This is a genomic window from Acinetobacter sp. YH12131 (assembly GCF_013418635.1).
GTDB lineage: Bacteria > Pseudomonadota > Gammaproteobacteria > Pseudomonadales > Moraxellaceae > Acinetobacter > Acinetobacter towneri.
In genome coordinates this window covers 23,305-45,520 of the sequence record NZ_VPBQ01000015.1, presented here as the reverse complement: position 1 = coordinate 45,520, position 22,216 = coordinate 23,305, and the positions used below count along the sequence as shown (strand labels likewise).

Annotated in this window: 24 protein-coding genes; 14 read left to right on the top strand and 10 right to left on the bottom strand. The window is 40.4% G+C overall.

Translation table 11 applies throughout. The features are described from left to right. Nucleotides 1-130 precede the first annotated feature (130 nt). Together FTU66_RS10790 and FTU66_RS10785 are read left to right on the top strand one after the other, a co-directional pair. Complete coding sequence (locus FTU66_RS10790; RefSeq protein ID WP_180112787.1) at nucleotides 131-682, top strand: PadR family transcriptional regulator; 552 nt, start codon at nucleotides 131-133, stop codon at nucleotides 680-682. A 124-nt stretch (nucleotides 683-806) separates the two neighbouring features. Next, nucleotides 807-1,715: an alpha/beta fold hydrolase gene (locus FTU66_RS10785; protein ID WP_180112786.1), complete on the top strand. Its 909-nt coding sequence runs from the start codon at nucleotides 807-809 to the stop codon at nucleotides 1,713-1,715. Between the two features lie 78 nt (nucleotides 1,716-1,793). On the opposite strand, the gene FTU66_RS10780 is transcribed toward FTU66_RS10785, so the two are convergent. Beyond that, nucleotides 1,794-3,035, bottom strand: coding sequence for an acyl-CoA dehydrogenase (locus FTU66_RS10780; RefSeq protein WP_131260895.1), 1,242 nt, complete (start codon nucleotides 3,033-3,035; stop codon nucleotides 1,794-1,796). 264 nt (nucleotides 3,036-3,299) lie between these two features. Between FTU66_RS10780 and FTU66_RS10775 the strand changes: the two genes are divergently transcribed. The 4 genes from FTU66_RS10775 to FTU66_RS10760 all read left to right on the top strand — a co-directional run bounded on the left by FTU66_RS10775 (nucleotide 3,300) and on the right by FTU66_RS10760 (nucleotide 6,192). Beyond that, entirely contained in the window at nucleotides 3,300-4,001 is a 702-nt protein-coding gene (locus FTU66_RS10775; RefSeq protein WP_180112785.1) for an NAD-dependent deacylase, read from the top strand. Between the two features lie 162 nt (nucleotides 4,002-4,163). Further along, nucleotides 4,164-5,246: a tRNA (uridine(54)-C5)-methyltransferase TrmA gene (gene trmA, locus FTU66_RS10770; RefSeq protein WP_178318681.1), complete on the top strand. Its 1,083-nt coding sequence runs from the start codon at nucleotides 4,164-4,166 to the stop codon at nucleotides 5,244-5,246. A gap of 241 nt (nucleotides 5,247-5,487) precedes the next feature. Beyond that, nucleotides 5,488-5,712 carry a hypothetical protein gene (locus FTU66_RS10765; protein ID WP_004973321.1) on the top strand — a complete coding sequence of 75 codons (225 nt, stop codon included), beginning with the start codon at nucleotides 5,488-5,490 and terminating at the stop codon, nucleotides 5,710-5,712. Between the two features lie 231 nt (nucleotides 5,713-5,943). Beyond that, nucleotides 5,944-6,192, top strand: coding sequence for a hypothetical protein (locus FTU66_RS10760; protein ID WP_004973320.1), 249 nt, complete (start codon nucleotides 5,944-5,946; stop codon nucleotides 6,190-6,192). Between the two features lie 30 nt (nucleotides 6,193-6,222). Here FTU66_RS10760 and FTU66_RS10755 read toward each other — a convergent pair whose 3' ends face one another. Continuing rightward, a complete protein-coding gene (locus FTU66_RS10755) occupies nucleotides 6,223-6,975 on the bottom strand; it encodes a phosphodiester glycosidase family protein (RefSeq protein ID WP_228274531.1) in 753 nt (250 codons plus the stop codon). A gap of 135 nt (nucleotides 6,976-7,110) precedes the next feature. On the opposite strand from FTU66_RS10755, the gene FTU66_RS10750 reads away from it, so the two are divergent. Then, on the top strand, nucleotides 7,111-7,644 hold the full coding sequence (locus tag FTU66_RS10750; protein WP_096900868.1) for a lecithin retinol acyltransferase family protein: 534 nt from the start codon (nucleotides 7,111-7,113) through the stop codon (nucleotides 7,642-7,644). Between the two features lie 130 nt (nucleotides 7,645-7,774). Here FTU66_RS10750 and FTU66_RS10745 read toward each other — a convergent pair whose 3' ends face one another. Then, complete coding sequence (locus tag FTU66_RS10745) at nucleotides 7,775-9,499, bottom strand: glutamine--tRNA ligase/YqeY domain fusion protein (RefSeq protein WP_180112784.1); 1,725 nt, start codon at nucleotides 9,497-9,499, stop codon at nucleotides 7,775-7,777. Between the two features lie 206 nt (nucleotides 9,500-9,705). Here FTU66_RS10745 and FTU66_RS10740 point away from each other — a divergent pair, with 206 nt between their 5' ends. Both FTU66_RS10740 and FTU66_RS10735 read left to right on the top strand, forming a co-directional pair. Beyond that, nucleotides 9,706-10,215, top strand: coding sequence for a peptidylprolyl isomerase (locus FTU66_RS10740; protein ID WP_004973310.1), 510 nt, complete (start codon nucleotides 9,706-9,708; stop codon nucleotides 10,213-10,215). A 117-nt stretch (nucleotides 10,216-10,332) separates the two neighbouring features. Then, nucleotides 10,333-11,052, top strand: coding sequence for a UDP-2,3-diacylglucosamine diphosphatase (locus tag FTU66_RS10735; protein ID WP_179991095.1), 720 nt, complete (start codon nucleotides 10,333-10,335; stop codon nucleotides 11,050-11,052). A 102-nt stretch (nucleotides 11,053-11,154) separates the two neighbouring features. On the opposite strand, the gene hpaI is transcribed toward FTU66_RS10735, so the two are convergent. Next, entirely contained in the window at nucleotides 11,155-11,949 is a 795-nt protein-coding gene (gene hpaI / locus FTU66_RS10730) for a 4-hydroxy-2-oxoheptanedioate aldolase (protein ID WP_096900940.1), read from the bottom strand. A gap of 241 nt (nucleotides 11,950-12,190) precedes the next feature. Between hpaI and nfsB the strand changes: the two genes are divergently transcribed. Together nfsB and FTU66_RS10720 are read left to right on the top strand one after the other, a co-directional pair. Then, entirely contained in the window at nucleotides 12,191-12,844 is a 654-nt protein-coding gene (gene nfsB / locus FTU66_RS10725) for an oxygen-insensitive NAD(P)H nitroreductase (protein ID WP_004973304.1), read from the top strand. A gap of 115 nt (nucleotides 12,845-12,959) precedes the next feature. Continuing rightward, nucleotides 12,960-13,181 carry a hypothetical protein gene (locus FTU66_RS10720; RefSeq protein ID WP_081402487.1) on the top strand — a complete coding sequence of 74 codons (222 nt, stop codon included), beginning with the start codon at nucleotides 12,960-12,962 and terminating at the stop codon, nucleotides 13,179-13,181. Here the strand turns inward: FTU66_RS10720 and FTU66_RS10715 are convergent. The 4 genes from FTU66_RS10715 to FTU66_RS10700 form a co-directional block, all read right to left on the bottom strand. Further along, complete coding sequence (locus FTU66_RS10715) at nucleotides 13,144-14,004, bottom strand: DMT family transporter (protein ID WP_154320705.1); 861 nt, start codon at nucleotides 14,002-14,004, stop codon at nucleotides 13,144-13,146. The two genes, FTU66_RS10720 and FTU66_RS10715, sit on opposite strands and share 38 nt — an antisense overlap. A 103-nt stretch (nucleotides 14,005-14,107) precedes the next feature. After that, the gene (fba, locus tag FTU66_RS10710; protein ID WP_004973298.1) at nucleotides 14,108-15,145 is read right to left on the bottom strand and encodes a class II fructose-bisphosphate aldolase; all 1,038 of its coding nucleotides are present in this window, start codon (nucleotides 15,143-15,145) and stop codon (nucleotides 14,108-14,110) included. 138 nt (nucleotides 15,146-15,283) lie between these two features. Continuing rightward, the gene (locus tag FTU66_RS10705; protein ID WP_131260911.1) at nucleotides 15,284-15,556 is read right to left on the bottom strand and encodes a hypothetical protein; all 273 of its coding nucleotides are present in this window, start codon (nucleotides 15,554-15,556) and stop codon (nucleotides 15,284-15,286) included. 140 nt (nucleotides 15,557-15,696) lie between these two features. After that, on the bottom strand, nucleotides 15,697-16,884 hold the full coding sequence (locus FTU66_RS10700; protein ID WP_004973295.1) for a phosphoglycerate kinase: 1,188 nt from the start codon (nucleotides 16,882-16,884) through the stop codon (nucleotides 15,697-15,699). Between the two features lie 139 nt (nucleotides 16,885-17,023). Here FTU66_RS10700 and FTU66_RS10695 point away from each other — a divergent pair, with 139 nt between their 5' ends. The 3 genes from FTU66_RS10695 (at nucleotide 17,024) to FTU66_RS10685 (ending at nucleotide 19,295) form a co-directional block, all read left to right on the top strand. Further along, nucleotides 17,024-17,407: a DUF2237 family protein gene (locus FTU66_RS10695; protein WP_004973294.1), complete on the top strand. Its 384-nt coding sequence runs from the start codon at nucleotides 17,024-17,026 to the stop codon at nucleotides 17,405-17,407. A 7-nt stretch (nucleotides 17,408-17,414) separates the two neighbouring features. Further along, the gene (locus FTU66_RS10690; RefSeq protein WP_026438423.1) at nucleotides 17,415-18,008 is read left to right on the top strand and encodes a nucleoside triphosphate pyrophosphatase; all 594 of its coding nucleotides are present in this window, start codon (nucleotides 17,415-17,417) and stop codon (nucleotides 18,006-18,008) included. Nucleotides 18,009-18,128: 120 nt separating this feature from the next. Beyond that, nucleotides 18,129-19,295 carry a cupin domain-containing protein gene (locus FTU66_RS10685; RefSeq protein ID WP_154320704.1) on the top strand — a complete coding sequence of 389 codons (1,167 nt, stop codon included), beginning with the start codon at nucleotides 18,129-18,131 and terminating at the stop codon, nucleotides 19,293-19,295. A 33-nt stretch (nucleotides 19,296-19,328) separates the two neighbouring features. Here FTU66_RS10685 and FTU66_RS10680 read toward each other — a convergent pair whose 3' ends face one another. Beyond that, complete coding sequence (locus tag FTU66_RS10680) at nucleotides 19,329-21,239, bottom strand: ATP-binding protein (RefSeq protein ID WP_180112783.1); 1,911 nt, start codon at nucleotides 21,237-21,239, stop codon at nucleotides 19,329-19,331. Then, nucleotides 21,236-21,940 carry a response regulator transcription factor gene (locus FTU66_RS10675; RefSeq protein ID WP_004973283.1) on the bottom strand — a complete coding sequence of 235 codons (705 nt, stop codon included), beginning with the start codon at nucleotides 21,938-21,940 and terminating at the stop codon, nucleotides 21,236-21,238. Before FTU66_RS10675 ends, FTU66_RS10680 begins: the two co-directional genes overlap by 4 nt. Nucleotides 21,941-22,216: the final 276 nt, after the last annotated feature.

Below are 22,216 nucleotides of genomic sequence, written 5' to 3'. Positions count from 1 at the left end.
TCTCCCTGCTGGCAAAAATGCTGGCTGTTTTATGCTTAATGCAACTTGTTGCATACTTTTATATTCTAGATTTAATTTTTATGCAACATGTTGCATAATTAAAGCTGAAAAAAATAAAGTTGCTCTGTTTATGTCGCTCGCTCACGTTTTATTGACCAGTTTAATTGAAAAACCCAGTAACGGTATTGAATTGGCACGCCGTTTTGACCGCTCTATGGGGTTTTTCTGGAATGCGACCCATCAACAAATTTATCGCGAACTAAATACAATGCTGAAAAAAGGTTGGATTTCAACCTTAGAAGATGAAGATTCTAGCAGTCGTAGCAAAACCTATCAGGTAGAAGCTTTGGGGCGGCATGAACTGGCAAACTGGATGGTCGAGCAAAGCCCTCCTGCGCAATTACGCGAAGAGCTTATGGTACGTTTACGTGCCGAAGCCCAACTTGGCGGCAACAGTGTCTTGCCAGAACTGGAACGTCATTTGTTGCTCCATAAAGCCAAGTTGCACACCTATCAACAGATTTTTGCCAAAGACTTTAGCCAAGCACCAGCGAATAACCGCACCCTGTATATTCATAAAATGATTTTGCAGCTGGGAATAGATCAGGAAATTGGCTGGATTGCATGGCTAGAAAACGTGATTCCTGAACTAAAAAAGTTTGATGCCGAAGCTTCATCTTAAAAGTATATTTTTAAGTAAAAGCCCCCCATCAAAACTAAATCAGGATTACTCACCATACAGAAATGATCAGGCTATGCTATAAAGAATAACGCATCTTTAATTACAACCATGCAAGGAAATGCTGATGCCTTTTTACCGCATGCCCGATGGCGAAGCTCTATTTGTACGTGAATTTGGTCAAGGTGAGCCTGTGGTTGTGCTTTCAGGTTTAGGCATGCACAGTTGGCAATGGTTGCCATTTCTGTATCAACATAAAAAGCAGTATCGTTTTATTATTCCAGACTGGCGTGGTTTTGGGGGTTCAAACCTGTGTGCCGTTCCAGAACTGGATGCTATTTCGAGCCATTGGCAAGATTTAAACAGTCTGCTTCAACAACAGAACCTGCAACAATTTAAACTGATTGGCTATTCCATGGGGGCAACCACTGCCATGCATGGCATGCAATATGGACAATTGGCTGCGCATTTAAGCAGTTATTTACAAATTGACCAAGCACCAAAAATTGGGGTAGATGAAAACTGGCCTTATGGCTTATTTGGCAATCAACATCAACAATTTAAACAGTTATTGATTCATCTGTCCGAGTTTTTACATGATCACGCGCAATATACTGATATTCAACAAATGGATGTGTTGCAGCGTAAAAACTTAGTCGAACTTTGGCTAGAATTTATAGAATTACAAGCCAGCAATAAAATCAGTCCGTTTTTATTTAAACTGGCCGTCAAACGTCCTGTTTTACAACGCTATATTTTACCTACACAGCGTTTAGATTATTTACGCTGGTATATCGACAATTATTTACACCATCAGGAAGATTATCGTGAGGCTTTAACTCAACTGGGTTGTCCGACAGTCTTTTTTACAGGCGCACAATCGACCTTGTATGCGGCAGAAGGACAACGTCAAGTGATAGAAGCTATGCCGAATGCGAAACAAGTCATATTTCACCAATCTGGGCATACCCCTTTACTGACCGAACCGTTGAAATTTAATCAGGAAATTAGCCAATTTTTAAAACTAAACAGCTAAAGTAAAACGGTGGAAAATGTGGTTTGCAATATTTTCCACCGTAGCATCATTAGACCTAGATTTAGTTTAGATCTAGATTTAATTGGCAAAAGCCGCGATACCCGTTTGCGCACGACCTAAAATTAGCGCATGCACATCGTGCGTCCCTTCATAGGTATTCACGACTTCCAAATTGACCAAATGCCGCGCCACGCCATATTCATCACTGATACCATTCCCACCAAGCATATCGCGCGCCATACGAGCAATCTCTAAGGCCTTGCCACAGTTGTTGCGTTTAATCAGCGAAGTACCTTCGAGTGAAGCAATACCCTCATCTTTCATACGACCAAAACGTAAAGCAATTTGTAAACCCAGCGCGATTTCGGTTTGCATATCGGCAAGTTTCTTTTGAATGAGCTGATTGGCCGCCAAAGGACGTCCGAACTGAATCCGATCCATCGTATATTGATGCGCAGTATGCCAACAAAACTCAGCCGCACCCATAGCACCCCAAGCAATGCCATAACGTGCACTATTTAAACAAGTGAACGGCCCTTTTAAACCACGCACTTCAGGTAACATATTTTCTTCAGGCACAAAAACATTGTCCATGACAATTTCACCTGTGATTGAAGCGCGTAAACCAACCTTGCCTTGAATGATTGGTGCAGAAAGTCCATCCCAACCTTTTTCTAAAATAAAACCGCGAATATCACCCACTTGCCCATCTGCTGAAACTTCTTTTGCCCACACCACAAATACATCGGCAATTGGACTATTGGTAATCCACATTTTCGCACCGTGTAAACGATAACCGCCTGCAACTTTATGTGCTCTGCTGTTCATACTGCCAGGGTCGGAGCCAAAATCAGGTTCAGTCAGACCGAAACATCCCACCCATTCACCCGAAGCAAGTTTGGGTAAATATTTCTGTTTTTGTGCTTCACTGCCAAACTCATAAATTGGCACCATCACCAATGAGCTTTGTACACTTGCCATAGAACGATAGCCTGAATCGACCCGTTCAATTTCACGTGAAATTAGCCCATAACTCACATAATTTAAACCTGCACCGCCATATTGTTCAGGTATGGTTGAGCCTAACAAACCAAGCTCACCCATTTCACGGAAGATGCTGCGATCTACCGTTTCATGTCTAAACTGATCACGTACCCGCGGCAGTAATTTTTCCTGACAATAAGCATAGGCACTATCACGAATCATACGTTCGGTTTCAGTCAATTGCTGTTCAAGCAAAAAAGGATCTTTCCAATCAAATTTCACTTTTTCACTGTGAGTTGCAGGCGTGTGATTTGGCGATGGATTGTGTTGTGACATGGCATCCTCTGCACATTATTATAGGTTCTGGTTCATCAATATTTGATTTTGTAGCGTCATACTACTTTACTTTATGTTCTATCATTAAAATGAAATAACAAGCAATAAAAAGTGAACTTTGATTCAATTATTCAGCAAAGTTATAGACAGCACTAAACTTTCACATATTTAGATACTTAAAATTCTGAAAAAATGAGCTGTAGATTTGTGTTTCTATTTTCGGCACTTATACTCAAATCTAACCATCCATCAAGAGAATAAAACATGCGTAAATTAGTGGTTTTTTCGGGTGCAGGTATGAGCGCAGAAAGTGGAATCAACACCTTTAGAGATGGTGATGGCTTATGGGAAAAACATCGCGTGGAGGATGTCGCAAGTCCTGAAGCATGGGCAAGGAATCCTGAATTAGTCCAACGCTTTTATAATGAACGTCGTAAAAACATTCTTAATGCGCAGCCTAACTTGGCGCATCGCTTAATTGCTGAACTTGAAGATGATGTTGATGTACAAGTGATCACCCAAAATATTGATGATTTGCATGAACGTGCAGGCAGTTCAGAAGTTTTGCATTTACACGGCAATATTCGTTTAGCCAAAAGCTCAGGGCCTCATGCACAATACACGACAGAATTTTTTCCAATTGAAGGTGACTCGCTGAACTTGCAACAGGATCTTTGCCCACAAGGCTATCCTTTACGTCCGCATGTGGTCTGGTTTGGCGAAGCAGTTCCTGCCTATGAAGAAGCACTGGATTTGATTCAAGATGCCGATATTTTTATTGTGATTGGTACAAGTTTGGTGGTGTACCCTGTTGCTGGATTAGTACACGAAATTCCTGCAAATTGTCAGGCTTATTATATTGACCCAAAAGCCATGCAAGCCCAACTTCCTGCTCAATTTCAACGGATTTCCAAAACTGCCACTGAGGGCATGCAGCAATTGTTCGATCAATTACATCAAGTTTAAAGTAATTACAGTATCTAAATTTTTCCACTTGTAGGATGTCATCAACATGCTTAGGCTATTTTGACATCTTGCAGGATTGCATCATTTTCATAATAGTTTTAGGTATCTCTTTAAAACTTTGTTACCATCGCTCTTTCTCTGTGTTTGTGATGTTTACTGCATATGACCTCATCTTATCAGCAACAACTTGATGCAAAAGTTGCCCGTATTTCTGCCCAATTTGCCGAATATAACCCGCCTGCCTTGCAAGTATTTGCCTCACCAGAACACAACTACCGTATGCGGGCAGAGTTCCGAATTTGGCATATTGAAGATGATCTGTTTTATGCCATGTTTGAACGCAGTGAAGATAAGCAGAAAAAAGTTATTCGTGTAGATGAGTTTCCGATTGCAGACCGCAGCATTAACTTATTAATGCCAAAGCTGTTAGCCGCCCTGAAAGCCGATCCCGTATTATCGGCTCGTTTATTTGAAGTGCATTTTTTAGCGACTTTAAGTGGCGAAATGTTGGTTTCACTGCTTTATCACCGCAAACTTGAATCTGATTGGGAGCCTGCAGCCCAAGCTTTGAGCAAAGCATTAAACATTAAACTGATTGGACGCAGCCGTGGGCAAAAATTCGTGCTATCCGATGAGTATGTAGTTGAACAATTACAGGTTTTTGAGCGCACTTATACCTATAAGCAAATTGAAAGCAGCTTTACCCAGCCAAACGCGCAAGTTTGCCAAAAAATGCTGGAATGGGCATGTACGGTTGCCGAACATTCTGAGCAAGATTTATTAGAACTTTATTGTGGTAATGGTAACTTTACCCTGCCGCTATCGACTCGTTTCCGTCGTGTACTTGCCACAGAACTGGCTAAATCTTCGGTATATGCAGCGCAGTGGAATATTGAACAAAACCAGATTGAGAATATTCAAGTGGCACGCTTATCGGCTGAAGAGTTTACTCAAGCCTATAACGGTGAGCGTGAATTCCGCCGCTTGCAAGAAGCGAACATTGATCTTGCAAGTTATGATTTTGATACGGTCTTTGTCGATCCGCCACGCGCAGGAATTGACGATGACACCTTAAAACTCCTACAGCGTTTTAAACGTATTATTTATATTTCGTGCAACCCAGACACTTTGCATGACAATTTAAAAACCTTGTGTCAAAGCCATAAAGTGACGAAATTTGCACTGTTTGATCAATTCCCATACACCCATCATGTTGAATCGGCTGTTTTACTGGAAAAGATTTAAACAATTTGTTGCATTTTTCTTCAATATTTACAAGTTCTGCTTTTGAGCACTTGTAAATATTATGATGTAAATGAATCAGTTAAAGCATTACAAGCCCTTTAGCTGTCATAATTTCGTTAAAAAAATGCAATATCATCGAAAATTCTGCAACTCGATTGCTGCTTTTATCACTTAGGTCGACTTGATTTATTTTTTATATTGGCTATATTTCGATCTATGTTAGGTTGTGAATGAAGGCTCTATGAGTTTTTGGCAAAAGTTGTTCTCTACAGAACAGCAAAACGAGCATAAAAATCAAATTGCTTGTGTTGAAAATGATTGCTCTTGCAAGACAAATGAACAACTTCTCGAAGCTTTAACCAAAGCCACAGATGAAGATGTCATTATCGGGATTAAGAAGGTTCTCGCTTCGCGAGGTTATAGCCGCAAAGAGTTAAATGAACTCCAGCATCTACCATTCCAGTAATGGAATATGATAAAAAAGGCATTTAGTTGAACTAAGTGCCTTTTTTAATTGCTTCAAATATATTGGCACTTAAAACAATAAATTTTATAAATCTTAATACGTGCTTGAGCTTGCACAAAAACGCTAATCTTTTCAAACGCAGTCAATCATATCTTCATAATCATGCGCTAATATTTCTACACATAATCATTACACCAATAAATTCGAATTATTCAAACAGAGAAAATGACAATGAAAAAAACTAGCCTTAGCTGTCTTGCCCTACTCAGCCTAAGTTTAACAGCCTGTAGCCCAATGCCGAAAGAATGTGCCGAAACTTGGGAGAAAATGGAAAGTTTTGCTAAAAACATGGGTATTTCAGATGAGCAACTTAAACAACAAAAAAAGCAATTTGAAAATGAAGTCAAACAAATGAAAAGCGAAGAAGCAGTCAAAATCTGCAGGATGCAAGGCACAGCCTTAGGTTTTATTGGACAATAAATTCAGCCAAGCCAAAACCAAACTCCAATGTTAGGGTTTACAGCCTTGATGATCTATATAAGCTAAAATTGGACCTAAATTGCGATGTGGATGAGTATGACGTTGTAATTGCGGAATATACGCTGTAGAAATCGAACCATCTAAATACAAGGCATTTGGCGTTTGCAGCTCATCTTTAAAAAAGGTGGCAAATTGATGAAAATTCACAGGCGTGTTACTAATCACAAAGTACAGGCTTTGGTCTTTTAACCCAACCCCATTTCTAATTTTATAAGAAGTACTGTCTGCCAAAAAACGTGAATTTAACTGGCGATTAATAACTAACATTGGGCCAGACTGTGTCGCATACTGCGCTTTGAACGCTTGATTGGCATATTGTTGGGTTGTTCCTAAAAACACCCGTTGATGATTCCACGCCAGTACACCATTGGGCTGAATTAAAAAATTCCCCCATCCCTGTTGCTGTCGGTTCAGCTTTTTAAGTTGTCGTCCTTGTTCCACATACAAACCCACAGGCGAATAATCTGGATGAAACATGCCTGCATTCATGGCAAATTGCATGTTTTCACAAGACTGTAGATTTTTTTGTAGTTGTGAAATTTGCAGATATGGTTTCCCTTGCCGATCTTTCAGATATAAGCCTAACTGTGACAACTGTGTCACTTCCACCACATCTGCATTGATTTTACTGTTGTTAACCGTCCATGCGCGAATTTCCGCTTGTGCAGTAGGCGTGCAGAATAAATAACAGAGCAATAAGCACTTCCACCGAGAACAAAACATTATCATCTCCATACCTGCTATGTTACAAATTGTGCATATAACTGAATGGGTTATCGCATATTTGCTTCAGACGCAGTACACTATAAAACCTGATTTCTTTTCTCTACTCATGTTACTTTATTGGTCAAGCGTACGATGCTCAAGCAGAAAACACGATTTCCTTTAGGGGCACATTTAATTGTGAAACACTTCGGCTATAGCCATCATGGTATCTATGCCGGGCGTGGTCGCGTGATTCACTATTCGGGTTTTGCACATCTTTTTAAAAAACACCCGATTGAAATGACCAGTATTGAAAAGTTTAGTCACGGCAAAAATATTATTGTGCAGTCGTATCATGCGCCCAAGTATAAAGGCCGCAAAGTGGTACGCCGTATGCGCTCCAGAATGCATGAAAACAATTATCATCTGATTATGAATAACTGTGAACATTTATGCACTTGGGCAATTACAGGTGTGGAAAGCAGCCCGCAAGTATTTAAGATGATGGATCGTTTAACCACCATTGGTTATGTCAGTTCATTGATGAGTTATATGAACAGTATGATGCTGACCCTGACCACCACTTGCTTTGCTTTAGTGCTCTATATTAAGAAGAAACTACGCGATAAAGCCAAAATGCAGTTACCGCAAATCCTGATGAAGCAGGAACAGCATAAAAACCGCTAATCGCAGTCATTTTAGCGACACTGTATATCTCACAAAATATTCTATAAACCTCAAATAGATAAAACCAAAAGCCCAACCTGAATTGATCAAGTTGGGCTTTCAAGTTGCAAGCTAAAACTTAAATAAGGTGTTACTTGCCAGGTTTAAAGCTGTCTTTTAAGTCTAAAATGCGGTTAAACACTGGTTTTTCCGCACTGTGATCATACTGATCTGCAACAAAATAACCTTCACGTTCAAATTGGAAACGATCTTCTGGTTGTGCTGTTGCCAATGCAGGTTCAACAATGGCTTGTACCACAGTCAACGATTCGGGGTTTAAATTCGCCAAGAAATCATCACCCACTTCTGGATCAGACTCAGTAAATAAGCGATCATATAAACGAACTTCTGCCGCAACGCCTTTACTTGCAGATACCCAGTGAATCACGCCTTTGACTTTACGACCTTCTGGGTTTTTGCCTAAAGTTTCAGGGTCAATTGAACATTTCAGCTCAATGACTTCGCCGTTAGCATCTTTAATCACTTCATCACACTTGATTACATAAGCATGGCGTAGACGCACCTCACCTTCTGGCACTAAACGCTTGAAACCTTTAGGCGGCACTTCTTCAAAGTCTTTACGGTCAATATAAATTTCAGAAGTCAGTGGAATACTACGCTCGCCCATATCTACATTTGGATGACGTGCATGGACTAAATCCAGTGCTTCAGGCAAATTGGTCAAAGTCACTTTAAGTGGATTCAACACCGCCATGCCACGTGCTGCAGTATTTTCCAATGACTGACGGATGCAATATTCAAGCATTGCAACATCCACAATACCATCCGACTTAGACACACCTACACGCTTACAGAAATCACGCAAACCTTCTGGTGTAAAGCCACGACGACGCATACCTACCACTGTTGGCATACGTGGGTCATCCCAACCATTCACAAAACCGCCTTCAACCAATTTACGCAATTTACGCTTAGATGTGATGGTGTAATCAATATTCAAACGGCTAGACTCATACTGACGCGGCACAGCCTCGGATTTCACCTTTTCCACCACCCAATCATAGAATGGACGATGGTCTTGGAATTCTAAAGTACATAGTGAATGAGTAATGCCTTCAATGGCATCTGATAATGGATGCGCATAATCATACATTGGGTACATTTTCCATTTATCGCCCGTTTGGTGATGCGATGAATGTAAAACACGATACAAAATCGGATCACGCATGTGTACGTTTGGTGAAGCCATATCAATTTTGGCACGGAGTACTGCCTGACCTTCGCCTAATTCACCATTGCGCATTTTTTCAAATAAAGCCAAGTTTTCTGCTACTGGCGTATCACGATATGGCGAATTTTTACCCAGCTCTACAAAAGAACCACGATTGAGCTTAATCTCATCAGGGGTTTGCAAATCGACATAAGCATCGCCTTGTTCGATCAGCTGAATTGCCCATGTATATAATTGATCGAAATAGCTTGATGCATAGCGTGGTTCGCCATTCCACTCAAAACCCAGCCATTTCACGTCATTGGCAATACCATCAACATATTCTTGTTCTTCTGCATCTGGGTTGGTGTCATCAAAACGTAAGTTACACACCCCTTGATATTCTTGTGCGATGCCAAAGTTCAAGCAAATTGCTTTCACGTGACCAATATGCAAATAACCATTCGGCTCAGGTGGAAAACGTGTCACCACCTGCTGAGTGCGACCCGCCGCAATATCATCGGTAATGACTTGACGTATAAAGTCTAAGCCCGGCTGTTGTTCTTGCTGCACAGCATCGACAGAGGCATTTGAACTTGGTGTCGGGGTGTTTGGCAGAGATGCAACAACATCATTTGGCTTCATAGCAATAAAATCACTTCTAAAATAAAATTGGATAAACTAGGTTACAGAAACTTCAGTAGTGAAGCATACATCACCCATTAGAACGCTTTTCCTTGTTTTTAACAAAGAAAATAACGTTTTTACTTGCCTTGTAGTTTACAGTTTGCTTATGCTTCTCTCAACCAAAAAACCCATGGCATTCGTGTCCATGTTTAGGAGATTACACAATGAGTTTTCCTCAAGTCGAATTAAACACCAATAAAGGTCGTATTGTTTTAGAATTGAACGCTGAAAAAGCACCAATTACAGTTGCTAACTTCTTAGAATACGTTCGTGATGGTTTTTATGACGGCGTAATTTTCCACCGTGTTATTGATGGTTTCATGATCCAAGGCGGTGGCATGGATGAAAACTTCAAAGAAAAAGCAACACGTGATGCGATTGAAAACGAAGCTGACAACGGCTTAAGCAACGATGTTGGTACAATTGCAATGGCTCGTACCCAAGCACCTCACTCTGCTTCTGCACAGTTCTTCATTAACGTAAAAAATAACTCTTTCTTGAACCACACAGGCAAAACTGCACAAGGTTGGGGTTATGCCGTGTTTGGTAAAGTTGTTGAAGGTATGGACGTTGTAGATGCTATTAAAGGCGTGCGTACTGGCAACCGTGGTTATCACGCAGATGTTCCACTAGAAAATGTGGTGATTGAATCTGCAAAAATCATTGCTGAATAAGAATCCTACCCGACCTCCCTTACACACATCATTTTAAAGCTGTGCTTTAAAATTCGTTTAGGGAGGAGAATTCCCTCTTTTAAAAGAGGGATTGAGGGAGATTCCAAGGAATAATTCGTGACCTATCTGTTTATCGCAGATTTACACTTGTCACCAAATCACCCTCGACTTGTTCGGGGGTTTTTAGATTTGCTAGATGCTTATCAAAATAAAAACACCCAACTGTATATTTTAGGCGACTGGTTTAATGCATGGATTGGTGATGATTACACCGCAGCGTGGCTCGATGAAGTTGTTACACGTCTAAAGCAATTTAGCCAAGCAGGTAATCAAATTTACTTTATTGTCGGCAATCGTGATTTCGCTTTAGGTCAGAAATTTCTAGATCAATTTTCAGGACAACTCCTGCCCGATGTGTACACGCTGCACATTGGTTCACAACAGGTGCGTTTAGAACATGGCGATGCGCTGTGTACCGATGATGTGTCCTATCAAAAATTCCGAAAAATTATTCGCAATCCCATCATTTTAGGGATTTTAAAGAAAACACCTTTGGCTTTTCGGCAAAAACTTGCACAAGGTTTCCGCAAAAAAAGTCAGCAAGCCAATCAAGTCAAAAGTTATGACGTCATGGACGTAAATGCAGATGCTGTGTCACAAGCCTTGCAGCATGCAGATGTGTTAATTCATGGGCATACGCATCGTCCAAATATTCACAATGAACACGGCAAACCTAGAATTGTATTAGGCGATTGGCGCGCAGATGCTGCACAAATTTTAGTAGTTGAACCAAATCAAGCCTTAGCAACTTGGCAACTGAGTCATTGGAACTATTAAGCGCAACATCTTTACATAAAAATAATAGATACAACACTAAAGGTACTTAGCTAAACATAGCTAACTAAAACCTCTTTAGCCAAAATCTCTTCAGCTAGCAGATTAATACCCACCTTCCGTTTTAATCACTTCGGCATCAGCTTTATATTTAGCCAACAACTCACGCAGCGAAGTCATCAACACACTGGTATCTACCCCAACTGCCACAAATTCTGTGCCTAAATCCAAATACTTTTGTGTCACTTCATGTTGGGTCGATAAAATCCCTGCTGCTTTGCCTGCTGCACGAATCCGTTGAATCGCATCGACCACAGCGGCTTGTACTTCTGGATGGTTCGGATTGCCTTCATAACCCATCGTGGCAGATAAATCCACCGCACCAATAAACACCCCATCAATCCCATCGACTTGTAAAATAGCATCCAGATTTTCTAAACCTGTGACCGATTCAATTTGAATGAGCAAACAAATATTTTCATGCGCTGTCGCGTAATAATTTGGAATACTGTTCCAGCGAGTTGCACGTGCTAAAGCTGCGCCTACGCCGCGAATACCTTCAGGTGGATAACGTACCGCTTTGACCATCAACTCAGCGTGTTCAACGCTTTCAACCATAGGAATCAGCAAAGTTTGTACGCCAATATCCAACAGTTGTTTAATGAGTTGCACACTGCCAATCGGCGGGCGCACCACCGCTTGAGAGGGATAAGCCGCAATACTTTGTAATTGTGACAAAGTGGTTCTTAAATCACTCGGTGCATGTTCCCCATCAATTAAAAGCCAGTCATAGCCTGCATTGGCAGCAATTTCAGTACCATACGCATCTGCTAAACCTACCCATAAGCCAATTTGCTGCTGAGTTTTTAATTTACGCTTAAAATAATTGATATATTCCATCCATACACCTTTGGGATGCACCATGCTCAAGTTTATATTTAACGCCTATTTGCTATAAACAACCAATAGTGAAAACGTCTTGCATGATTGAATTTAACACTAAGTTTAAAGATGTTTATGTCGTGCTCATCTCATCTTAACCGCATAAATAGCACATGGATTCATTCCGTTAGCATAGCGAGGCATGTTAAGCTTTTGGCGCACACCTGCCCCAAATATAGTCTTTAAATGGAGATGATTCATGGATTTGCTCAACGTTGCACAAACTCGTTATACGACCAAAGCCTATGATGCGAGTCGCACTATTCCTGCAGAACAATTTGAGCGTTTATTAGAAATTCTGCGTTTAGCACCATCTTCCATTAATATTCAGCCGTGGCATTTTTTTATTGCAGATCGCCCTGAAGCCAAACAACGTATTGCTAAAGCTTTAGTTGGAAAGTACGCCTATAACGCCCCTAAAGTTTTAGATGCTTCGCATACCATTTTATTTTGCACCAAAGCTGACATTAGCGAATTACATTTAGAAAACCTGCTTAATCAGGATGCTGCTAGTGGACGCTTTAAAGATGAAGCCGCTAAACAAGGTCAGAAAGACAGCCGCACAGGTTATGTCGATTACTACCGCAATGAAAAAGGCGATATTCAGCGTTGGGCAGAAAATCAAACCTTTATTGCACTCGGACAAATGCTTTTGGCTGCAGGCATTGAAGGAATTGACGCAACGCCAATTGGTGGTTTTGATGAAGCAATTTTAACTCAAGAACTGCAACTAACTGAGCAAGGACTGATTCCTTCGGTTTTATTGTGTTTAGGCTATCGTAGTGAACAAGATTTTAATGCCAAACTGCCAAAATCACGCCTTGATAAACGTGAGATTTTCACGCAACTGTAAAACAAACATGCGATAACACTAGGGACAAAATTTGTCCCTATTTTTTGGTCTGAATTTTGCTTTATCTATATTTGCAATCTGTACTCAATCTCTATCAAAAATAAAAATGAGGTGTATGATGCTCAATTTAATGCCGCTAAAACTAGAATGCCGACGTTGTAAAAAACTGTATTTATATCAAGCCAAACCAAGCTATCCAACCCTGCGCTGCCCGATCTGCGATAGAACCACAATGCTGCATGGTCTTGCAGAAACTGCAGATTTATTGCGACATCCTTTTCGCTTTATGTTGAGTTATCTTAAACCGTCATGGCATAAGCGAGGCAAAGCACACTAAGCAATGCCAAGCCTAGCCCAATAGTGGTCGTGCTTTTCAGCTTTTCTTTAAAGAACAATACACCACTGATCACGCCAAATAGCACCACTAAAATATTCATCCCTGCAAATACCACTGCAGGGCTGTCTTTGAGCAGCATGTGAGCTTTGACATACAAGGCTATATTGGCAAAATTCAGTGCACCCAAAATTAAACCTGCACTGATATTTTGCATACTGCCCATGCTTTTATCGCGGATTAAGATATAAGCCATCGCCAAAACAAAAGCACATACAAACATCAAATTCAGTGCAACTGCAAATTGCAGTCCTAAACCTGTGGTGTATTTAAGCAAAACATCAATCAGTGCATAACCCAACCAAACACAGCTCAAATATAAGATGCCTTGTTGCGCTTTAGCAGACTGCACTGCAGCACGATGCGAATACAAAATGCATAAGACCGCGATAATCCCAAGCGCGATTCCCACAATTTTCAGTTGGCTAAAATTTTCCTGAAAAATAAAATAAGCGGCTGCTAAAGACAAAACCACTGACAAACGCTGTGCAATTTCAGTTTTTAAAATACCTGCGCTGTCCAACGATTTTGCTAATGCTAAAAAGACACTGGGCAACAACACACCCAAACTAATAATAAGCCACCACGGCGTATGTTGGATTGAGATCGTGCCCAAGTTGGGTTTAAACCAGTAAAAACACAACACACTGGCACTGACATAATTCCATGTAATCATCTGCATGGGGTTAAAACCCTGCGTTTTGCAGACTTTTAATAAAATAGAGACCAGTACACTACAAAAGGCTGCGGCTACAATCAGTTCCATGACACGCTCGAGGATTGTTTTTGTTCTTGATTGGAAGTTGTGGACTCATCAGTAAAAAGCCCACAAGGACTGTGGGCTTTCGAGTTCTTAATTAAATTAAGAATTATTTGTAACGTTCAACCATTTTCTCTAAAGAAATTGGGCGAATTTTGTCTGCATTACCTGCAGTACCAAATGCTTCATAACGGTCTATACAAATTTGTTTCATTGCATCTACAGTTTTTGCGAAGAATTTACGTGGGTCAAATTCGCTTGGTTGTTCTGCCATCATACGACGCATTGCACCAGTAGAAGCTAAACGTAAATCTGTATCGATGTTGATTTTACGCACACCATGCTTAATTGCTTCAACCAATTGCTCAACAGGTACACCATAAGTTTCTTTGATGTCACCGCCGTATTGGTTAATCACCGCCAACCATTCTTGTGGTACAGAGCTAGAGCCGTGCATTACAAGGTGTGTATTTGGCAACGCAGCATGAATTTCTTTAATACGGTCAATTGCAAGAATATCGCCTGTAGGTGGACGAGTAAACTTGTATGCACCGTGCGAAGTACCAACAGCAATCGCTAAAGCATCCACATTAGTATCTGCAACGAAGCTACGTGCTTCTTCAACAGATGTTAACAATTGAGAGTGGTCAAGTACGCCTTCTGCGCCCACGCCATCTTCTTCACCTGCCATACCTGTTTCAAGACTACCTAAACAGCCAATCTCACCTTCAACCGATACACCACACGCATGCGCCATTTGCACAGTACGACGCGTCACTTCGACGTTGTATTCATACGACGTTGGTGTTTTACCATCTTCACCCAAAGAACCATCCATCATTACTGATGAAAAGCCTAGTTGGATCGAACGCTGACATACATCAGGGCTTGTACCATGGTCTTGGTGCATAACCACTGGAATATGTGGCCACTCTTCAATTGCAGCCAAAATCAGGTGACGCAAGAATGGCGCACCTGCATATTTACGCGCACCTGCCGAAGCTTGAACAATTACAGGTGAATTGGTTGCATCTGCGGCTAACATAATTGCGCGCATTTGTTCTAAGTTGTTGACGTTAAACGCTGGAACGCCGTAAGCATGTTCACCGGCATGATCCAAGAGCTGGCGCAATGAAATAAGAGCCATAATATCCTCCCAAATAATGTTGGTTATTCTACCCTGTGATTTGTTTCAATTCAGCAACAAATCGCCTTTTTCAAAAAAAAGTCCCTGCAAAAGCAGGGACTTTTAAACAAATTACTACAATTTGTCGTTTTTCAGCACTTATTGCGCTTCAGAAGCAGCAACTTCTGTGTCTGCAGTCGCAACGTCAGCAGGTGCATTTGCAACGTCTTCAGGAATATCGGTGTTGCCTTCATCCAAGATTGGTTGGTCAATTGCGTCGATTGCAGCTTGTTGTTCTGGTGTAACTTGAGCGTTATCTACAACTGCAGAAGATGCATCAGTTTCAGTCGCAGGTGCGCTTTCTTTTTTTGCACAAGCAGTCAAGGCTAAAGATGCAGCAATTAAAGCAGCAAGTGTTAGTTTTTGAATCATCGTCATTTCCTACAGTTAGGTCATTCATTTACTACAGTTTATTGCATATTTATGACATTTTGATGACTACGGCATGACATAAATATAAAAAAGTTGACCGAAGTCAACCTTTTTAAAAATTATTGATAAATTTTCTAGATTTAAGCGCGTTCTAATAATACCGCAACTGCAGGTAAGGTTTTACCTTCTACAAATTCAAGGAATGCACCTCCACCTGTAGAGATATAGCCGATTTTGTCTGCAACTTCATACTTGTCAATTGCAGCTAAAGTGTCACCACCGCCTGCAATAGAGAAACCTGCAGATTCTGCAATCGCCAATGAAAGTGCTTTCGTACCTTCACCAAATTGATCAACTTCAAATACACCCACTGGGCCATTCCAAAGAATTGTTTTTGAAGTTTTTAAAATTTCAGCAAATGCTTTTGCAGTTTCTGGGCCTACGTCTAAAATCATATCGTTGTCTGCAACATCTTCAACTTTTTTCACAGTTGCTTTCGCTGCTGCCAATGAACCCAAGAAATCTTCAAAATTAATTTCAGCGGCATCTGCAACTACAACATCGGTTGGCAGTGGTACAGAAACTTTTGCGGCAATTGCTTTGGCAGTGTCAATCAAATCATTTTCACATAATGATTTGCCCACGTTATAGCCTGCTGCAGCAAGGAAAGTATTGGCAATACCACCGCCTACAATTAATTGATCGCAAATATCAGACAATGAAGTCAATACATCTAACTTAGTCGATACTTTAGAACCTGCAACAATCGCCACCATTGGTTTTTCAGGTGTTTTTAAGGCACGACCCAAAGCATCTAATTCCGCAGCCAATAATGGGCCTGCTGCTGCCACTGGTGCTAAACGTGCAACGCCTTCAGTAGAGGCTTCTGCACGGTGCGCGGTACCAAATGCATCCATCACAAATACATCACACAATGCTGCATATTTAGCGGCAAGTTCTGGGTTGTTTTTCTTTTCACCGTGGTTAAAACGGCAGTTTTCCAATAAAACGACTTGACCAGGAGCAACGTCTACACCATCTAAATAGTCAGTGATCAGTTGAACATCTTGACCTAATGCTTGGGTTAAATACGCAGCTACAGGTGCTAAAGATTGTTCAGCTTTTGGCTCACCTTCAACAGGACGACCTAAGTGAGAATACACCATCACTGCTGCACCTTTGGCAACAGCAGCTTGAATCGTTGGCAATGCCGCACGTAAACGTGCATCGCTGGTGATCACACCATTTTTAACAGGTACGTTTAAATCTTCACGAATAAGGACACGCTTACCTGCTAAATCGAGGTCAGTCATACGCTGAAAGTTCATGTATAGCTCACTTTATTGATATCAAAACGCCACGATTTTAAATGATTATGCAGAAAAAGGTTAGCAACTTTTGTAGAATTGCTGTTTAAAGCAAAAGTTTTGATTATGATAGAGAAAAGCCACCATCTTTCTCGCACTTATGTCTATTCATCCTGATCCAAATATCAATCGTTTAAATGTTTTGGGCGAATCTCTCGCCAGTTGTTGCTTTGATCCTATTACTGGATATTTTCGTAACGGTTTTTGTCATACCGCCCCAACCGATTTAGGTCAGCACACCGTTTGTGCACAAATGACCTCTGATTTTTTAAATTTCTCGCAAAAAATTGGCAATGATTTAATCACGCCAGTACCAGAAGTTGGTTTTAACGGCTTACAACCGGGTGATTTCTGGTGTATTTGCGTCACCCGTTGGGTTGAAGCCTATCAGGCAGGTCAAGCACCACCAATTAAAATTCAAGCCTGTCATCAGTCAGTATTGTCTTATGTGCCTTTAGATATTTTGATGGATTATGCGGTGTGATGATCTGATGCAACATCCTGAAATTATTTTAGCGTCTGGCAGTCAAACTCGTCAGCAATTGATGAATCGTCTGCATTTGGCGTATAAGTCAATTTCACCTGATATTGATGAATCTGCACAGGGTGAATTGCATGCAGATAATTTGGCGCGACGCTTGGCTTTTGAAAAAGCACACTGTATTGCGCAGCAATATCCTGATGCAATTGTGATTGGTTCAGATCAAGTGGCATGGCGTGAACAGCAGCCTGATATTTTTATAGGTAAACCGCTCACTTCAGAAAAAGCTATACAACAATTACAAGCCAATTCAGGTCAAACGGTTTATTTCAGCACTGCGCTGAGTGTGCAGCAGCAATCTACAGGCTTTGAACAAACGGTTGTAGAACACTACACAGTTAAATTCCGCAGCTTAACTGACAATGAAATTGCACGATATGTTGCAAAGGAACAACCGCTACACTGTGCAGGTAGTTTTATGTGCGAAGGTTTAGGTATTAGTCTGTTTGAAGCCATGCAAGGCAATGACCAAACTACCTTGATGGGTCTGCCGATGATTCAGTTATGCCGCATGTTAAGAATGCTGAATATTCAGGTTCCTTAAGTTTAAAACTGTGTAATTTAACAGCCGTGAATATTTATAAAGACTATAAATCACCTTGCCCTTTGCAGCGACAAATCAGACAATATTGAGATTATTGATAAAACTTGCTTAGGCTATTTTATGTCGCAACCTTTAGATGTTTTGGGCGGAATTACCGCAGAACAATTCCTAAGTGAATATTGGCAAAAAAAACCACTTTTGGTACGCAATGCACTCCCAGAAATTGCCAACCTACTTGAACCTAGTGATGTAATGGAACTGGCACTTGAAGAAGATGTGACTGCCCGTTTAATCAAACAAAAAGATCGCGATCCAAATCAATGGACTGTGAAATCATCACCGCTCATTAAGGCTGATTTTCAAAAAATGCCAAAGTTGTGGACGCTATTGGTACAAGCCGTTGATCATTACTCTTTTGATCTCGCTGAACTTTGGAAAAAATTTCCTTTTATTCCGCAATGGCGACGTGATGACATAATGGTGTCTTATGCCCCTAAAGGCGGCTCTGTAGGTCAGCATTTTGATTTCTACGATGTGTTTTTGCTACAAGGCTATGGACATCGTCGTTGGCAACTTGGGCAAATGTGTGATGCTGAAACTGAATTTGTCGCAGGACAACCGTTAAAATTATTGCCTGAAATGCAGGTCAATTTTGATGAAGTTCTTGCACCTGGCGATTTACTCTATGTGCCACCGGGTTTGGCACATTATGGCGTGGCGGAAGATGATTGTCTGACGTTCTCGTTCGGTTTCCGCATGCCGAATATTAGTGAAATGATGGATCGAGTGAGCGATAAATTCTCTGCCGATGAAATGTTACGCACGCCACTACAAGACCTTGTTCGTAAAAAAAATACCCAAATTGGCGAAATGACTGCGACAGAATTGGATTATCTGAAAGCAGAATTGTGGGCGCGTTTACAAAACTCATCGGTGTTGGATGATGCGATTTTAAGCTTAATGTCTGAACCGAAATATCCTGAAAATATTCCTGAAGTAGATGAAATAGGTGTAGGCGATTTAGAAGATGCGCTAGATCAGGGTTATCAAATCATGTTGGAACCCGCCTCTCGCCTACTTTATGCAAATCAGCTAGATGAAGTTTTATTTTGGGCGAATGGTGAAGCGATTTGTGTCGCAGAAGCATCTATCCCTACGCTGCAAAAAATTGCCAATGGTGAACGCGTGCTGCTCGATGAAAACCTTTACGACGCAAATATTTTGGAAGATTTGGTACAACTGCTCAATGAATCCATTTTAATGTTGTTACCTGCTGAAGACGCTTAAAATATTCGTTTCAGCCCCCTCAAGATGATCAATTCATCTTGGGGAATTTAGATAAGCGGGATCTAAAGTTAAAACTGCCTGAATTAACGTATAGCCAGGTGTCGAATTTAATTTTAATTGCCCTCCAACCCGTTCTAAACGCATTTTCATACTGCGCATCCCAATACTCATGCCATGTTCAAGCACGCTATTGGCTTCAAAACCTACACCATCATCCTGAATTTTAAGTACCAATTGCTTAGGCGGTACAAATTGCATACTGACGGATACATGCTTGGCTTGGCTGTGTTTAATCACATTGGTTAAACTTTCTTCTAATACCCGCATCAAAGTTAAGCACTGTAACGAATTCGGCTCAATCACCCATTCATTTGGAAAATCCCACTTGGAATGAATATCCATTTCATCCATCAATTGACTAAAACGATGACGTACTGGCGCAACCCAAATTTTAGGATTTTCAGGCACTTTAGAACCAATGGAAGAACCACTATCAATAATTTGACGTAAATCATCACGCAGTAATTTCAGCATAGATAAGAACTGCTGATTACTCATGTTCTGTTCGCTTTGGTCGACCATAATCATGGAACGTACCAAAGATGCACCCAAACCATCATGCAAATCATGCGATAGATGAATCCGCTCTTGCAAACGCACATTTTCCAATTCTAAATAATGCTTTTCTGACATACTGCGTTTTAAATCATCACTGACTTCAAAAACTTTAAGCTCTAAATCTTGATTAAATTTCTCAATTTTTTGAATATTTCTTTTTAGGCGTATGCCTAAAATAATCGCAATAAATAAAGTAATTACTGGCGAGGTATACGGTGATAATGGCTGATATAAACTTGCCGTTGCCGCATTACTTAAACGAAATACATCTACACCCGCAAAAAAGCCAATCAAGGTTAAACAAAATAGCAGCAGATATACTTCTGTTTTTGGGGATTTATACGCTAAATACGCCAAATAAAAATAAACCACGACTAGTAAGCTGGCATAACTTAAAAAGACAATCCCAAATACCAGTTTGACATAATCTAAGGGTGTTAAAAACACACAAACGATTACCGCTAAACTCAGAATAAAAATACTTTCTTCCAATATTGGCAAGCGTTGATTGACAAACCTAATTAAATACAGACTAAAAGCTAAAACATAGAGGATAAAAAAGCTTAAATTGGCTTGAGATGCCACCAATACACTTGGGTATGGAAAGGTTTCTGTGGTTAAAAAATGAGAAATAAATAATAACCAGAACATGCAACTCAACGCGAACCAACCAAAACTCTGATCACGGCGTAAAAACAGCCAAATAACCAAACATAAAATGCCTAAAGTGGCAGATAAAATCGCATTAATTTCAAATAAAGTACGTTTATTCCATATACTTTGCTGGTGCTGTTCAATATTGTTATGCACATTATTAAAACTTATTTTTCCTATACCCGCATTTTGAAATGCATATCCATTTACATAGACCAATATTTGATTTTTACCTTGTTTTAAGCCTGAAATAGGTAAAATCCAGTAACGTGGCATATTCCAGTTTTTTGACAAAGGCTCTTCTAAATGTTGACTTGCCCAAAGTAAATCTTGATTCAGATAAACTGCCCCTGCACTATTTAAAAAATTCAGTGCAAAAACGATGGGTTGATTTAAACGATGATCACGCTCACAAAACCACTCCCACTCTATTTTGTACCACGCCCCACCATTATAATTTTTCCAGCGATCATCCCAAACGTCGGGCAGTTGAACATTTTCCCAACCCGTTTTAGGTTTTTTATTATGTGATGCTGTTTTGGCAGAGCTGATTGAAAGTACATGCACATTGCAGTACTGATTAATTGGGTACACCACTTGCTGCGCATAGCTTTGCCACGCACAGAACAATAACAACACGCCCAAACCACACTGCCAAAGCCTTTGAATCATAAAAGACCTAAAGTTCTAGCGGTACTGACAGCCTTAGTGCGTTTAGTGACCGACAACTTCCGATAGATATGTTTAATATGACTTTCAACGGTATAACGCGACACAAATAATTGCTCAGCAATTTCACGGTTACTTAAGCCCTGCGCCACCAGATTTAAAATTTCTAATTCACGATTGGTGAGCTGTTCATAATGTGAGTTGAATGCTTGAGCATCGGCGCGATCTGATAAATCTTCGGTCAGCACGGGTACTTTTTGATGTGAAATTTGCGATAAAATTTCACGGGCGATAAATGGGTCTATCGGTGCACCACCTCTTAAAATGCTGCGTATTGCGATAATAATTTCAGCATCATCACGTTCTTTAAGCACATAGCCTGTTGCACCTGCTTGAATTGCAGAAAATAAGCTGTCTTGGGTGCTCCATGCAGAAATCACCAAAATTAATGCGCTTGGATCTCTAAAATGTAATTGTTCGATTAGTTCTTTACCATTGCCATCGGGCAAGCCTAAATCGACTAAAGCTAAAGCAATCGGATGATCTTCTATACACGTCATTGCAGCTTTAAGATGACTCACGAAAAATAGCATGTCATCTTGATAGCCAATATCATGCAAAATTTTTCTAAGACGTGACTGAATAATAGGCTCATCTTCAACAATTAAAACCGGTACGGGTAATATCGCTTCCATTTCTGCCATCATTCATCCCCTTGATTATGTTTGTAAATATATCAATCGTTTTGATGTAAACACTATCCCTAGAATTAAGGAGTTTTTCAAATTTAGCTTATTTTATAAACATGAGCATAGCACTGAAACATGAAACTCGAGCATGAAATAAAAAATAAATGTGAAGTACTATTTTATTTTAGAAATCGCTTCACATTTTAATGAGCAGCGCAGCATAAATATGCTTTGATGCCGAGAACAGCATCAAAGCAAATGTAGAGCCGTATTTAAAAGATGGTTGATAAA